Raw genomic sequence first — 14925 nt, 5'->3', positions numbered from 1 at the left:
CCCGGTTTGCGACTGCGGGGCTCGCAAGAGCGGCTCACTCCTCGCGCTTCACGCTAGACCCGGTGCACCTTGTGCTGGGCGGCCTGGGCCAGCGGGCGGACCACGAGCTGGTCGATGTTGACGTGGGGCGGCCGGGTGGCGCACCAGGCGACGCAGTCGGCCACGTCCTCGGCGACCAGCGGCTCGGCCACGCCGGCGTAGACCGCGGCGGCCCGGTCGGCGTCGCCACCGAACCGGACCAGGCCGAACTCCTCGGTCTTCACCATGCCCGGGTCGATCTCGATCACCCGTACCGGCCGGCCGCACAGCTCCAGCCGGAGCGTGCCGGCGATCGCGGTCTGCGCGTGCTTGGCCGCCGTGTAGCCGCCGCCGCCCTCGTAGACGACGTGCCCGGCGGTGGAGCCGACGATCACGACGGTGCCGGCGCCGGAGGACTCCAGCGCGGGCAGCAGCGCCTTGGTGACCCGGAGCGTGCCCAGCACGTTGACGTCGTACATCCACTGCCAGTCGCCCACGTCGGCGGACTCAACCGGGTCCAGGCCGCGCGCCCCGCCGGCGTTGTTCACGAGCAGGGTGACCGCGCCGGGCGCGGCGGCGGCCGTGGCGGCCAGGCCGGCGACCGACTCGTCCGAGGTCACGTCGCACTCCACCGCGGTGGCCGCGCCGCCGGCCGCCTCGATCTCCGCGACCAGGCCGGCCAGCCGGTCGGTACGCCGCGCGGCGGCGAGCACGTGGAAACCCTCGGCGGCCAGGCGGCGGGCGGTGGCCGCGCCGATCCCGCTGGACGCCCCGGTGACGATCGCGACTGAGGTCATCCGGTCATTCTCACCCGCCGCCGCGCTCCTCGCGGTGATGAGGTCCGTCACGCCGGGGACCCGCCGGGACGCATTTCCGAAGCCCGATGGGGAAGATGACATCCGGCGCGGAGGTTGACCGAGATGCGCCGGTCGTGCGGGACGGCATCAACCGTGACAGAGGGAGCGGACGTGGCGGATTTGCACACCGGTGTCGGTCGTCAGCGAGGTGCCCTGCCGTGGCCCCGGCCGCGCCGGATCGCCACCCTCTCCGTCCACACCTCGCCGCTGCACCAGCCCGGCACGGGCGACGCCGGCGGCATGAACGTCTACATCCTGGAGGTCGCCCGGCGGCTCGCCGAGGCCGACGTCGAGGTGGAGATCTTCACCCGGGCCACCTCGGGCGACCTGCCCCCGGTGGTCGAGACGGCGCCCGGGGTGAGCGTCCGGCACGTCACCGCCGGTCCCCTGGAGGGGCTGACCAAGGAGGAGCTGCCCGGCCAGCTCTGCGCCTTCACGGCCGGGGTGCTCCGCGCCGAGGCCGCCCGCCCGCCGGGCCACTACGACCTGATCCACTCGCACTACTGGCTGTCCGGGCAGGTGGGCTGGCTGGCCAAGGAGCGCTGGGGTGTGCCGCTGGTGCACACCGCGCACACCCTGGCGAAGGTCAAGAACGCCCAGCTCGCGGCCGGCGACCGGCCCGAGCCCAAGGCGCGCGTCATCGGCGAGGAGCAGGTGGTCGCCGAGTCCGACCGGCTGGTCGCCAACACCCGGGTCGAGGCCCGCGACCTCATCGACCGGTACGCCGCCGAGCCCACCCGGGTGGCCGTGGTGGAGCCCGGCGTGGACCTGGACCGGTTCCGCCCCGCCCCCGGCGACCGGGACGCGGCCGTCCTGGCCGCCCGCCACCGCCTCGGCCTGCCGGCCAGCGGCTACGTGGTGGCCTTCGTGGGCCGGATCCAGCCGCTCAAGGCCCCGGACGTGCTGATCCGGGCGGTCGCCGCGCTGCGCGAGCGGGAGCCCGCGCTGGCCGACGAGGTGACCGTGGTGATCTGCGGCGGCCCGAGCGGCAGCGGGCTGGACCGCCCCACCGCCCTCATCGAGCTGGCCGGCTCGCTCGGCGTCGCCGACCGGGTCCGGTTCCTCCCGCCGCAGACCGGCGACGACCTGCCCGCCCTCTACCGCGCGGCCGACCTGGTCGCGGTGCCCTCGTACAACGAGTCGTTCGGGCTGGTCGCGCTAGAGGCCCAGGCGTGCGGCACGCCGGTGCTGGCCGCCGCCGTGGGCGGGCTGGTCACCGCGGTCCGGGACGGGGTCAGCGGGGTGCTCATCGACGGCCACGATCCGGTCGACTGGGCCCGTGCGCTGGCCCACCTGCTGCCCGAGCAGCTGCGCCGGGCCACCCTGGGCCGGGGCGCCGAGCGGCACGCCCGCGCCTTCTCCTGGCACCGCACCGCCTCCGGCCTGCTCACCGTCTACGGCGAGGCGATCGCCGACCACCGCGCCCGGCTGGCCCGCCGGCTCGGCGACCCGGCGCTCACCTGCTCCTGGTGAGCGCCCGTGGCCCGGCGGCCGCCGGTGGGCGGCCGTAGAGTGGGTGCGATGAGCCGCAGGAGTGAGGTCGCCGCGCTGATCGAGGCCGTCTGCGCGGAGCGCGAGCTGGAGTGGGAGTCCACCGGCGAGACGTCGTACGCGGTGACCCTGCCGGGGACGCACAAGCTCAAGACGATCTGCAACCTCATCGTGGGCGAGCACGCGCTGCGGGTCGAGGCGTTCGTGATGCGCCAGCCCGACGAGCGCCGCGAGGAGCTCTGGGCCTGGCTGCTCCAGCGCAACGCCCGGATGTACGGGGTGTCCTTCTCCATCGACGCCGTTGGCGACGTCTACCTGACCGGGCGGGTCAACCTGGCCGGGGTGGACTCCGACGAGCTGGACCGCCTGCTCGGGTCCGTGCTGACCTACGCCGACGAGTCCTTTGACAGCATGCTGGAGATCGGCTTCGGCGCCGCCATCCGCCGGGAGTGGGAGTGGCGGGTCAAGCGGGGCGAGTCGACGGCCAACCTGGCCGCGTTCGCCCACCTCTTCGAGCCCTCGACCCCGGCCGGCTCGGCCGCCGGAGGTTCGGACCCGTCCTGAGGGGTATGCCGCACCGCGCGGTGCGGCGACTGGGACCCACCGCGGGCCGAGGACGGACTGTCGAGGAGCGTGTCCCATGGCTCAGCGCAACAGCTCAAGTCGCGGCACGACTGCGACCAAACGCCAGCCGGGCAATCAGACGGCGAACACCCCGGGGATCTCCGAATCCGAGATCTCCCGGATGAAGGTCGACGACATCCGGGGTCAGCTGCGCCGGCGGGGGATCTCGGGTACCTCCGCCATGCGCAAGCCGGACCTGGTGAAGACGCTGGTCCGGTCGCTGCGCTCGGAGGGTCGCGGCGGCGCGGCTCGAAAGAGCACCGGCCCGGCCGGCCGGCCGTCGGCGACGAAGAAGACGGCCGCGGCGAAGAAGACGACCGCGGCGCGCAGGACCGCGCCGTCGCGGGCCAAGGCCGCGCCGTCCGCGAAGGCCACCGGCGCCCGGGCGAAGGCGGCCCCGGCGAAGAAGGCGGCGGGCGCCCGGGCAAAGGCGGCCCCGGCGAAGAAGGCGGCCGGCGGCCGGGCCAAGGCGGCACCCGCGAAGAAGACGACGGGCGCCCGGGCGAAGGCCGCGCCCGCGAAGAAGGCCGCGAAGGCGGCGCCGGCGAGGAAGGCCGTGGGCGCTCGGGCGAAGGCGGTGCCGGCGAAGAAGGCGGCCACCGTTCCCGGGCCGGCCCTGGCACGGGCTACGGCCGCGACGGCCACCCAGGTCCGGGGCGGCCGGTCGGCCTCCCGGTCGGTGACTTCGTCCCAGCAGATCACGTCGCTGGACGATCGTCCGGAGCGTCCCGGGCGGAGCCTGGTGACGACCAACCACGAGGTGATCCAGCGGTGGGCCCGGGCCCGCAACGCCAAGCCGGCAACCATCGCCGGAACGGAGCGGGGCGACCGTCCCGGGGTGCTGACGTTCAACATCCCCGGATACCGGGAGAGCAGCCGGATCCGCGAGGTGAGCTGGGACGACTGGTTCCGGACGTTCGACTCGCGGGGCCTGAACCTGATCTACCAGGAGCAGATGCGGGACGGCCGGCAGAGCAACTTCTTCCGGACCGAGAACCCGAATCGCGAGGACGCCTGAGGTTTACGGGAATGGTCAACGGGAACCCGCTGTTGGCCAAGGAAGAGACCGGAGCAGGGACAGCCGGGTTTCCGACACGGGTGCTGTGACGGGTAAGACAGCAATCTGGGTTGAATCCGGAATCCGGGCGAACTAACTTTATTGCACCGCGCCACGCTTGGAAACGTTCGGGGGAGCGGCGGATCGATCAGATCCGCGCAAGCGAGGCGCGAGGGATCGGGTGGAGCACACCGTTGGGGGACGGTGCCACCCGTGGAACCGGCGGCGCGAGCGGGCGACGCTTACGGGGGTGAGGGTCGCCCGCCGCCGCCGGGCGTACGGTGCGAGCGCCCATCACGACGGGGGTCGTGGTGGGCGCTCGACGCCGTTCCGGGGACGTTCAGCGCCCCGCCGACACCGTCTCCGCCCGCTCCGCCGCCGCCCGCAGCGCGGCAACCCGGCGTTCCCGTGGCGGCCCGGCCAGCAGGTGACCGGCCGCCGCGACCAGGCCCAGGGCGCCCACCACGAGCCAGTGCCGTTCGCCGAGATGCTGGAGGCTGAGCCCGCCCAGCGCCGGCGCCACGAAGGACGCCGCCGGGAAGGTCAGGTAGAACACCGACTGGTAGCGGGCGCGTAGCTCGGGCGGGGCCAGGTCCGCGTTGATCTGCGCGTTCGGTGGCGCGGCGAGCATCTGCCCGACCGTCCACACCACCGCGGCGCCCAGGTAGAGCGACAGGCCGTCGGCGACGGTCAGCGCCCCGAAGCCGAGCGCCATCAGGCCGGTGGAGACCGCCAGCACGGTCGACTTCCGGTAAGGCTCGATGAGCCGGGGCACGAAGAGCTGCCCGACCACGATGAGCGCGCCGCCGAGCGCCACCACCATCCCGTACGCCGAGGGGCGCAGGCCGTCGGCCCGCATCGCCAGCGGCATGATCGTCGAGGTCTGCATGGTGAGCACGGCCAACAGGAAGGTCAGCCCGACGAAGGCCAGGAAGGTGCGGTCGGTCAGTGCCGTGTGCAGCCCGGGCCGCCGGCCCGCCACCGCCCGCGGGGTGATCGCCGGGCGGCGGGTCAGGGTCTCCGGGACCTTCAGCGCGATGACCACGGCCGCCGCCAGCGTCGCCGCGGCGTCTACCAGGAACAGCGCCAGGAAGCTCGCCTCGGCGAGCACCCCGGCCAGCAGCGAGGCCACCGCCATGCCCAGGTTGAACGCCCAGAACTGCAGGTTGAACGCGCGGGAGCGGCGGCCCTCGGGCACCACGTCCACGATGGCGGCGACAAATGCCGGGCTGGGCATCGAGTGCACCATCCCGACCAGCGCGGCCAGCACGGCGATCACCGCCAGATGCCGGCTGAACGCCAGCCCCACCATCAGCCCGGCCGCGCCCAGGTGGGCGGCGAGCAGGGTGGACCGACGGCCCCACCGGTCGGCCAGCACGCCGCCGAGCAGCGTGCCGGCCGCGCCGCCGGCCCCGTACGCCCCGACCACCAGGCCGGCCAGCGACGCCGAGGCGCCCCGCGCGGCGGTCAGGTAGAGCGACAGGAAGAGCATGGCGAAGGCGCCGGCCCGGTTGATCAGCAGGCCGGACCAGAGGTACCAGAAGGTGGCGGGAAGTCCGCCGGCCGTGTCGTCCCACCAGCGCCGCAGGCCGCGCACCCGTCCTCCATGAAGGTTTGTTAACCGATCCGCCTCAGACCGTAGCCGCCCGCCCCGCCGGTGCCGGCCCGGCCCCGGGCAGGACCACCGTCCGGGCGTACCTCAGGAGGCGCGGACCGGCTCGGCGGGTGCGGTCGCCGCGGCCTCGGCCGCCTCCGGCACGGGGGTCCGCACCACCGTGACCGGCGTGACCGGGTTGCCGGCGGTGCGGAGCCGGGCGGCGCGCCGCTCCCGGGCCGGGCCCGAGATCAGGTGGGCCACCGCCATCACGGCGCCGATCGCGGCGCAGCCCAGCCAGAGTGTCGTGTTGCCGGAGTGCTCCCGGACCAGGCCGCCGAGGACCGGCGCGGTCGCCCCGGCGAGCTGCCAGGAGAGCGAGAAGGCCCCCTGGTAGCGACCGCGGAGCGCGGCGGGGGAAAGCTCGGCGATGAGGGTGGCGTTGGACGGGGAGTTGAGCATCTCGCCGACCGTCCAGATCAGCACGGTCAGGCCGTAGAGCCAGGCGGTGTCGGCGAACGCGGTCAGCCCGAAGCCGGCGCCCATCACCAGCGCGGCGAGCGCGAGCACGTGTGAGCGGCTCCGGCCCTTGATCAGCTTGGGTACGAAGAGCTGGCCGACCACGATGAGCACCCCGTTGAGCGCGATCACCGAGCCGTAGGTCGCCGGGCTCAGCCCGGAGTCGCCCATGGCGATCGGCAGCATCGAGATGTGCTGGAGGAAGACCAGCGCGCCGAACAGGTTGAGCGCCACGAAGCCCAGGAAGACCCGGTCGCTGAGGATGGTCCGCAGGGCGCCCGCGGGGGCGGCCTCGCCCTTGCTCACCGGTCCGGCGTGCGCCGACCGGGTCTCACCGACCCGGGTGAAGATGATCAGCGCGGTGACCAGCGTGGTCGCCGCGTCGACCAGGAAGAGCAGCAGGTAGCCGGACCGGGCGGCGACGCCGGCCAGCACCGCGGCGCAGGCGAAGCCCAGGTTGATCGCCCAGTAGTTCAGCGAGAAGGCGCGCAACCGGTCCTTCTCCGGCACCACGTCGACCATCATGGCGCCGAACGCCGGGCGGGCCGCCTCGGCGAACGTGCCGAGCAGCAGCGCGCCCAGCGCCACCGCCCAGAGCGGCCGGGCCAGGCCGAGCGCGACCATCATGGTGGCCGCGCCGAGGTGCGCGGTGAGCAGGGTGGGCCGGCGTCCCCACCGGTCGGTCAGGGTGCCGCCGATCGTGGTGCCCACCGCGCCGCCGACGCCCCAGAGCCCGATGACCAGGCCGGCCTGCGAGGCGGAGAAGTGCCGCTCCTGGGTGAGGTAGATGGCCAGGAAGACCAGGACGAACGAGCCGAGCCGGTTGATCAGGGTGCCGGTCCAGAGGTACCAGAAGGTCCTCGGTAGCCCGCCTGTGGTGTCCCGGAACCAGCCCTGCACCGTCCGCATCCCCGCGCCCCCGTTTTGGTAATGACCGAGCTATCCTCAGCGCCTTACAACCTAGTCCCGCCCCGGAACGCCGGTCACCAGCTTTTCCACGTGGTGGTCGTCACGACCCGTCCCCGCGTGTCCGCCGACCCGGTACGGCAGGATGATCCGCATGACTGCGAGCGAGGGGCCCACCGTCGGGACGCTGGTCCTGCTGCGGCACGGCGAGAGCGACTGGAACGCCAAGAACCTCTTCACCGGCTGGGTCGACGTCGACCTGACGGCCAAGGGCGAGACCGAGGCGCGGCGCGGCGGTGAGCTGCTCCGCGAGCACAACCTGCTGCCGGACGTGGTGCACACGAGCGTGCTGCGCCGCGCGATCCGCACCGCCGAGCTGGCGCTGAACGCCGCCGACCGGCACTGGATCGCGGTGCGCCGGTCGTGGCGGCTCAACGAGCGCCACTACGGCGCCCTCCAGGGCAAGAACAAGAAGCAGACCCTGGACGAGTACGGCGAGGACCAGTTCATGCTCTGGCGCCGGTCGTACGACACGCCGCCGCCGCCGATCGACGACGCGGACGAGTGGTCGCAGGTCGGCGACCCCCGGTACGCGCTGCTGCCGACCGAGCTGATGCCGCGCACGGAGTGCCTCAAGGACGTCGTCGAGCGGATGCTGCCCTACTGGTACGACTCGATCGTGCCGGACATCCTGGCCGGGCGGACGGTGCTGGTGGCGGCGCACGGCAACTCGCTGCGTGCCCTGGTCAAGCACCTCGACCAGATCTCCGACGAGGCGATCGCCAAGCTGAACATCCCCACCGGCATCCCGCTCCGCTACGACCTGGCCCCCGACCTGCGCCCGCAGGTTCTCGGCGGCACCTACCTCGACCCCCAGGCCGCCAAGGAGGCCGCCGCGGCGGTCGCCAACCAGGGCCGCTGACGCCGACGACGAAGGCCCCCGGGTGAGCGGGGGCCTTCGTCGGGTCCGGCTTCAGTTGGCCGCGGGCGCGGTCTCGCCGGTGATCAGGTAGACCACGTGCTCGCCGGCGTTCACCGCGTGGTCGGCGAAGCGCTCGTAGAAGCGGCCCAGCAGGGTCGCGTCGATCGCGGTCTCCACCCCGTACGGCCAGTCGTCGCCGAGCAGCACGCCGAAGAGGCTCTTGTGCAGGTCGTCCATGGTGTCGTCGTCGCGGTCCAGCTCGGCGGCGAGGTCGGCGTCGGGCTTCGCGAGCACCGAGGCGATCTTCTCGGCCATCCGGTCGGCGATGGCCGCCATGTCGGTGAAGACCGGGCGCAGCTCGGCCGGCACCGCCGGCGAGGGGTGCCGGCGCAGCGCCGTCTTGGCGACGTGATCGGCCAGGTCGCCCATCCGCTCCAGGTCGGCGGCCACGTGCAGGGCGGTGATCATGGCGCGCAGGTCGGAGGCGACCGGCGCCTGCCGGGCCAGCAGGTCGCAGACCCGCTCCTCCACGTGCCGGTACAGCTCGTCGATCTCGGCGTCCCGCGCGATCACCGTCTCCGACGCGGCGCGGTCCGCGGTGAGCAGGCCCTTGGTGGCCTGCCGCATGGCCGCCCGCACCCCCTCGGCCATGTCCACCAGCAGCTGGCTGACAATCTGCAGGTCAGCCCGGAACTCGTCGCGCATCGTCACTTCCTGGGGTCGGTGTCGCCGTCCCGACCCGATGGGCCCAGGTACGGCGTGAGCAGGTGCGCGACCCACGGTAGGCCGGGGGAACCGGCGTCGAGATGAACGCGGGTTAACGACGCGGGGCCCGCGAGTGAACATTCCCGGAAGTGAGAGTGATTCGTCCCGTTCTGACCGATCGCCGGGTTAACAATGACCCTACGATCGCCGGGTGGAATGGGCAGTGGCGGTCGTGGTGGCCGTGGCGCTGGTGACCGGACTGGTCGCCGGCCTGCTGCTGTCCGGACCCGTCCAGCAGTGGTGGCACCGGTCGGTGTCGCCGGGAGGCAGGACCTCCCGCCGCAGTTCAGGGAGGCCCGCGATTCCCGACGACCAGCAGGGCGGGCTCTCCGGGCTCGGCCGCAAGACGGTCGACTCGCTGCGCGCCGGCGTGGTGGTGCTCGACCCGGACGACGTGCCGGTGCTGGTGAACCCGGCCGCCCGGGCGATGGGCCTGCTCCGCACCGGGGCGACACCCGGCTCCATCGCCGCGCACCCGTTGATCCGTACCCTCGCCGGGCAGGTCCGCCGCACGGGCGTGCGCCGCGAGATCGAGCTGGACCTGCCGCGGGGTCGCGACAGCGCGGGGGACAACCCGCTCGGCGTGCACCTGCGCGCCATGGGGCTGGGCGGGGGCTACATCTCGATCGAGGCGGCCGACGTCACCGAGTCGCACCGGCTGGCCCGGGTACGGCGGGACTTCGTCGCCAACGTGAGCCACGAGCTGAAGACCCCGATCGGCGCCCTCCAACTGCTCGCCGAGGCGCTGGTCGACGCCACCGAACCGGCCGGCGACGGGCCGGTCGAACTCTCCGAGGACATGGTCGCCGCCCGGCGGTTCGCCGAGCGGATCCAGCACGAGTCGACCCGGCTCGGCCGGCTCGTGCAGGAGCTGCTGGAACTGACCCGGCTCCAGGGCGCCGAGCCGCAGCCCGCCCCCGAGCCCGTCTCGCTGGACTGGGTGATCGCCGAGGTGATCGACCGGACCCGCACCGCGGCCACCGCCCGGCACGTGGAGGTCCTCGTCGACGGGCAGCGCGGGCTCACCGCGTACGGCAGCGACAGCCAGCTCGCCACCGCGGTGGCGAACCTGGTGGAGAACGCGATCAACTACTCGGCCGAGGACACCACGGTCCGGGTGACCGCCCGGGCCACCGACGAGCACGTCGAGATCGCCGTCGCCGACCAGGGCATCGGCATCGCCCCGAACGAGGTCGACCGGATCTTCGAGCGGTTCTACCGGGCCGACCAGGCCCGCTCCCGGGCCACCGGGGGCACCGGCCTGGGCCTGGCCATCGTCAAACACATCGCCAGTAACCATGGCGGTCGGGTGGATGTGTCGAGCACTCTTGGTGGGGGGTCGACGTTCACCCTCCGGCTGCCCGCCCGCCCCCCGGACGACCTGGAGGCGACACTCTCCTCCGCTGAGATCGAGGCCGGCCCGGCCGAGCTCCGGCAGGTCTGACCGACAGGAAAGGAAACACCCCGTTGAGCCGCGTACTGGTGGTGGAGGACGAGGAATCGTTCTCCGACGCCCTGTCCTACATGCTCCGTAAGGAGGGCTTCGAGGTCTCCGTCGCCGCGACGGGTCCCTCCGCCCTCACCGAGTTCGACCGGACCGGCGCCGACATCGTGCTGCTCGACCTGATGTTGCCGGAGATGTCGGGCACCGAGGTCTGCCGCCAGCTCCGGCAGCGGTCCCACGTGCCGATCATCATGGTCACCGCCCGGGACAGTGAGATCGACAAGGTGGTCGGCCTGGAGATCGGGGCCGACGACTACGTCACCAAGCCGTACTCTCCGCGCGAGCTGGTCGCCCGGATCCGGGCGGTGCTGCGCCGGCAGAGCGCCGAGGCGGCCGAGTCGGGTGCGCCGACGCTGGCCGCCGGGCCGGTCCGGATGGACATCGAACGGCACGTGGTGACCGTTGACGGCGCCGGCGTGCAGCTCCCGCTCAAGGAGTTCGAGCTGCTGGAGCTGCTGCTCCGCAACGCCGGCCGGGTGCTCACCCGCGGGCAGCTCATCGACCGGGTCTGGGGCGCCGACTACGTGGGCGACACCAAGACCCTGGACGTGCACGTCAAGCGGCTGCGCTCCAAGGTCGAGCCGGAGCCGTCCGCGCCGCGCTACATCGTCACGGTCCGCGGCCTGGGCTACAAGTTCGAGCCGTGACCGGCCCCGAGGCGGGCTTCGGCTTCGGCGTTGCCGCCCTGCAAGGGGCGGCGGTGGAACGCCACGGGTGTCTCCGGGCCTCGGATACCTCCCTGGTGTTCCACCGAGCGTGAGCGCGCGGCGCTTTGGGTGGAACGCCACGGGTGTCTCCGGCGTCCGGATACACCCATGCTGTTTTACCGACCGGCTCGCCTGGGCGGCGTGTCCGTTTTCTGGGTGACCGGTGGCACTCGGGCGGCGGAAAGGTGAGCGGGTGGGCGTCGTTGTATCCCCGTGAACGACCGAGGAAGACCGTGCCCCGCGGGGGCCGGTCGTGGAAGCCCGCGCCACCGGTCGAGGAAGACCCGCTCAGGCGGGGTGGCCAGCCCCCGGGCTGCCCCCCGAGGTGAGGTGGCAGACGCTGTGGTCCCGGTCGGCGTGGTCCCGGTCGGCGAGCTGCCTGGGGTGGTCGACCCGGACCGGTCAGGCCAGCCAGGTGTAGCGGCGCTCGGGGCGGCCGGCCGCGCCGTACTTGAGGGTCACCTCGGCCCGGCCGGTGCCGGCGTAGTGCTCCAGGTAGCGGCGGGCGCTGACCCGGGAGATGCCCACCCGGTCGGCGCACTCGCTGGCCGAGAGCGTCCCCTCGTGCTCACGCAGGGCGCGCTCCACCAGTTCGGCCGTCTCCGGGCTGAGGCCCCGGGGCAGGGTCGCGGTGGCGGCCGGCGAGCCGCTGCGGGACAGCACCCGGTCCACGTCCGCCTGGTCGGCGACGACGGCCGCGCGCAGCGCGGTACGGCGGGTCGCGTACTGCTCCAGCCGGGTGCGCAACTCGTCGAAGCCGAACGGCTTGAGCAGGTAGTTGACCGCGCCGTAGCGGACCGCCCGGCGGACCGCCTCGGCCTCCCGGGCGGCGCTGATCACCAGTACGTCGCAGTCGTGCCGGGCGGCCCGGATCCGGGTCACCACGTCGAGGCCGAACATGTCCGGCAGGTAGAGGTCGAGCAGGACGAGGTCGGGGCGGAGCCGGTCGACCGCGGCCACCGCCTCCTCGCCGGTGCTGGCGGTGCCGACCACGCGGAAGCCGTCGATCCGCTCGACGAAGCCGCGGTGGATCCGGGCCACCATGAAGTCGTCGTCGACGACGAGTACGTCGATCATCGTGCCTCCTGCCACACGTTCGAGGGCACCGACATCCGCGCGGTGAACATCGCGCCCTCGTCGGTGTTCGCCACGGCCACCTCGCCGCCGCGGCGGTGGCAGACCAGCCGGGTGAGCGCCAGGCCGATGCCGCGCTCGCCGCCCTCGGCCGCCTTGGTGGTGAAGCCGTGGGTGAACACCTCCTGCGCCAGCTCCGGCGCCACCCCTGGGCCGGAGTCGCGGACCACGATCTCCACCGAGGCGGCGTCCTGGCGCAGCTCGGCCTCGACCCAGGCGGGGCGGTCGGACGAGTGGCCGGCCACCGCCTCGACCGCATTGTCCAGCAGGTTGCCGAGCACGGTGGCCACGTCCGCGGCCAGCTCCGGGGGCAGCCGGTCCAGGCCGGTCCGTTCGGAGACCCGCAGCTCCACCCGGCGTTCGGCGGCCACCGCCGACTTCGCCATGAGCAGCGCCGCCACGGCCGTGTCGTGGATCCGGCTGGTCACCGTGAGGTCGAGCGAGGCGCGGTGCCGGCTCAGCGCGTCGACGTACCGGACCACCTCGTCGTGCTCGCCGATCTGGATCAGCCCGGAGATGGTGTGCAACTGGTTGGCGAACTCGTGGGTCTGCGCCCGGAGCAGCTCCGTGGTGCTGCGGAACCCGCCGATCTCCTGCTCCAGCCGGGCCAGCTCGGTCCGGTCCCGCAGGGTGGTGACGGAGCCGAGCCGGCGGCCGTCCTTGCGGACCGTCATCCGGTTCATCACCAGCACCCGGCCGCCCCGGACCACCACCTGGTCCCGGGCCTCCGGGCCGCTGCCCGCGCCGGCCAGGACGTCCCGCAGCCGGCCGTTGATCCGCAGCTCGGCGAGGCTGCGGCCGAGGCAGTGTTCGGGCAGGTCGAGCAGCCGCCGGCCGACCGCGTTGACCAGGGTGACCCGGTGCTGCGGGTCCAGCGCGATCACCCCCTCGGCGATGCCGTGCAGCAGCGCCTCCCGGTGTTCGGCCAGCCCGGCGATCTCGCGGGGCTCCAGGCCGAGGGTCTGCCGCTTGATCCGGCGGGCCAGCAGCCACGATCCGACCACCCCGAGGCCGCACGCGATGCCCAGGTAGGTGAGCAGGTACGACGACGCGCCGACGAGCCGCTGCGACCAGGTCGGCGACTTCTCGCCGACCACCACCACGCCGAGGTACCGGCCGAGGTTCTTCTTCGTCTTCGGGTCGTCGCCGAGCACCGGCACCTGGGCCGTCAGCTCCAGCGATCCGTCGATCTCCAGCTCACCGAACCAGCTCCGGCCCTGCGCCACCTCGGGGTCGCCGAGCTTCACCGGGCTGCCCACCAGCGTCGGGTTCGTCGAGGCGACCACCCGGCCCCGGGCGTTCGCGACGGTCACCGAGGTGACGCCGTACTGGCTCTGGATGTTCTGCACCAGCGGGGCGATCGCCTCGCCGGGTGCGGGCTGGTCGAGCTGGTCGCGGAGCAGGGGGCTGCCGCCGAGCCGTTCGCCCAGGGTGGCGACGCGGCGCCCCTCGACCCGGTTGAAGGTCGCCGCGGACTGCGCCAGCGAGACGGCGGCCACCGCCACCAGCACCACGACGATGATCGCGAGCTGGAGGATCAGCAGCTGCCCGGCGAGCGTACGGCGCCGGGACGTGACCGCGACCACAAAGACCTCAACTTCCGCTGGTTGCACAACGCAGACAAGCTGCCCGGGTGGAGGCCACCATCTTGCCGCTGGACTCATTCGAAACGGAAGAGAAACAAGATGGCAACTAGGAGAAACGTGCTGGTCATGGGGGTCGCCGCCGCCACGGCGCTGGCCCTGGCTGCCTGTGGCGCCACCGCCGACAAGAACGAGGGCGGCTCCAGCAACGACGGCAAACCGGTCAGCGGACTGCGGATCATGGTCCCGAACACCCCGGGTGGCGGATACGACACCACGGCCCGGACCGCCGCGAAGGTGATGGAGGACGCCAAGATCGCCACCGGCGTGCAGGTGTTCAACCTGCCCGGCGCGGGCGGCACGGTCGGCCTCCAGCGGACCGTGAACGAGAAGGGCAACGGCAAGCTGGCCATGCAGATGGGCCTGGGCGTGGTCGGTGCCTCGTACACCTCCAAGTCGTCGGCGACGCTGACCCAGACCACCCCGCTGGCCAAGCTGATCGAGGAGGCCGGCGCCATCGTGGTGCCGAAGAACTCCCCGTACAAGACGATCAACGACCTGGTCGCGGCGTGGAAGGCCAACCCGAAGGGCATCGCGGTCGGCGGCGGCTCCTCGCCCGGCGGCCCGGACCACCTGCTGCCCATGCAGCTCGCCAAGACCGTCGGCATCGACCCCCGCCAGGTCAACTTCGTCTCGTACGACGGCGGCGGCGAGCTGCTGCCCGCCGTCCTCGGCGGCAAGGTGGCCTTCGGCGCCAGCGGGTTCGGCGAGTTCCTCGACCAGGTCGAGGCCGGCCAGATCCGGGTCCTCGCGGTGACCAGCGAGGCGCCGATCGAGGCGCTCAAGGACGTGCCGACCCTGAAGTCCGCCGGCATCGACCTGGTCTTCACCAACTGGCGGGGCATCGTCGCGCCGCCCGGCATCAGCGACGCCGACAAGAAGGTCTGGATCGACGTGCTGACGAAGATGCACGAGTCGGAGGAGTGGAAGGCCGAGCTGAAGAAGCGCGGCTGGACCGACGCGTTCGTCACCGGTGACGAGTTCGGCACCTTCCTGACCGAGCAGGACAAGGCAGTCGCCGACGTGCTCAAGCAGCTCGGGTTGGCATGAGCGGCATGACGACGCGACCGGACCGGGGCGGCGACCTGCCGTCCCGGCCCCCGGCCGTACCGGACATCCCGGCGCAGCCGGGCCCGGAGGCCGCCGCGACCGGGCCGGCTCCCGCGCCGCCCAAGGCCGCGCCG

General features: G+C 73.1%; 13 protein-coding genes. 7 read left to right on the top strand and 6 right to left on the bottom strand.

Features of this window, described 5'->3' with window-relative positions:
* Positions 1 to 53: 53 nt before the first annotated feature.
* Complete coding sequence (locus B0E53_RS12225; RefSeq protein WP_107076170.1) at positions 54 to 815, bottom strand: SDR family NAD(P)-dependent oxidoreductase; 762 nt, start codon at positions 813 to 815, stop codon at positions 54 to 56.
* 171 nt (positions 816 to 986) lie between these two features.
* Between B0E53_RS12225 and mshA the strand changes: the two genes are divergently transcribed.
* From mshA to B0E53_RS12210, 3 genes are all read left to right on the top strand, one after another.
* A complete protein-coding gene (gene mshA / locus B0E53_RS12220; RefSeq protein WP_107076169.1) occupies positions 987 to 2348 on the top strand; it encodes a D-inositol-3-phosphate glycosyltransferase in 1362 nt (453 codons plus the stop codon).
* Between the two features lie 48 nt (positions 2349 to 2396).
* The gene (locus B0E53_RS12215) at positions 2397 to 2930 is read left to right on the top strand and encodes a YbjN domain-containing protein (protein ID WP_107076168.1); all 534 of its coding nucleotides are present in this window, start codon (positions 2397 to 2399) and stop codon (positions 2928 to 2930) included.
* 181 nt (positions 2931 to 3111) lie between these two features.
* Positions 3112 to 4008 (top strand): hypothetical protein, encoded by an 897-nt coding sequence (locus B0E53_RS12210; protein ID WP_246835362.1) that lies wholly within the window; start codon positions 3112 to 3114, stop codon positions 4006 to 4008.
* Positions 4009 to 4387: 379 nt separating this feature from the next.
* On the opposite strand, the gene B0E53_RS12205 is transcribed toward B0E53_RS12210, so the two are convergent.
* Both B0E53_RS12205 and B0E53_RS12200 read right to left on the bottom strand, forming a co-directional pair.
* Positions 4388 to 5644: an MFS transporter gene (locus B0E53_RS12205; RefSeq protein WP_107076166.1), complete on the bottom strand. Its 1257-nt coding sequence runs from the start codon at positions 5642 to 5644 to the stop codon at positions 4388 to 4390.
* A 102-nt stretch (positions 5645 to 5746) separates the two neighbouring features.
* Positions 5747 to 7069, bottom strand: coding sequence for an MFS transporter (locus B0E53_RS12200; protein ID WP_107076165.1), 1323 nt, complete (start codon positions 7067 to 7069; stop codon positions 5747 to 5749).
* A 151-nt stretch (positions 7070 to 7220) separates the two neighbouring features.
* Here B0E53_RS12200 and B0E53_RS12195 point away from each other — a divergent pair, with 151 nt between their 5' ends.
* Complete coding sequence (locus tag B0E53_RS12195) at positions 7221 to 7988, top strand: phosphoglyceromutase (protein WP_107076164.1); 768 nt, start codon at positions 7221 to 7223, stop codon at positions 7986 to 7988.
* Positions 7989 to 8039: 51 nt separating this feature from the next.
* Here B0E53_RS12195 and phoU read toward each other — a convergent pair whose 3' ends face one another.
* A complete protein-coding gene (gene phoU, locus B0E53_RS12190) occupies positions 8040 to 8693 on the bottom strand; it encodes a phosphate signaling complex protein PhoU (protein ID WP_107076163.1) in 654 nt (217 codons plus the stop codon).
* A 211-nt stretch (positions 8694 to 8904) separates the two neighbouring features.
* On the opposite strand from phoU, the gene B0E53_RS12185 reads away from it, so the two are divergent.
* The gene (locus tag B0E53_RS12185) at positions 8905 to 10197 is read left to right on the top strand and encodes an ATP-binding protein (RefSeq protein ID WP_210406036.1); all 1293 of its coding nucleotides are present in this window, start codon (positions 8905 to 8907) and stop codon (positions 10195 to 10197) included.
* A gap of 23 nt (positions 10198 to 10220) precedes the next feature.
* Entirely contained in the window at positions 10221 to 10904 is a 684-nt protein-coding gene (locus tag B0E53_RS12180; RefSeq protein WP_091317550.1) for a response regulator transcription factor, read from the top strand.
* A 462-nt stretch (positions 10905 to 11366) separates the two neighbouring features.
* On the opposite strand, the gene B0E53_RS12175 is transcribed toward B0E53_RS12180, so the two are convergent.
* Both B0E53_RS12175 and B0E53_RS12170 read right to left on the bottom strand, forming a co-directional pair.
* The gene (locus tag B0E53_RS12175; protein ID WP_107076161.1) at positions 11367 to 12041 is read right to left on the bottom strand and encodes a response regulator; all 675 of its coding nucleotides are present in this window, start codon (positions 12039 to 12041) and stop codon (positions 11367 to 11369) included.
* Complete coding sequence (locus B0E53_RS12170) at positions 12038 to 13684, bottom strand: ATP-binding protein (RefSeq protein WP_210406035.1); 1647 nt, start codon at positions 13682 to 13684, stop codon at positions 12038 to 12040. Before B0E53_RS12170 ends, B0E53_RS12175 begins: the two co-directional genes overlap by 4 nt.
* A 99-nt stretch (positions 13685 to 13783) precedes the next feature.
* On the opposite strand from B0E53_RS12170, the gene B0E53_RS12165 reads away from it, so the two are divergent.
* Positions 13784 to 14791, top strand: a complete 1008-nt coding sequence (locus B0E53_RS12165; RefSeq protein WP_107076159.1) for a tripartite tricarboxylate transporter substrate binding protein — start codon at positions 13784 to 13786, stop codon at positions 14789 to 14791.
* Positions 14792 to 14925: the final 134 nt, after the last annotated feature.

It is taken from the genome of Micromonospora sp. MH33, assembly GCF_003013775.1.
Classification (GTDB): domain Bacteria; phylum Actinomycetota; class Actinomycetes; order Mycobacteriales; family Micromonosporaceae; genus Micromonospora; species Micromonospora fulviviridis.
Note: the sequence above shows the minus strand (reverse complement) of the source record. Positions and strands in the feature narration are given on the sequence as shown.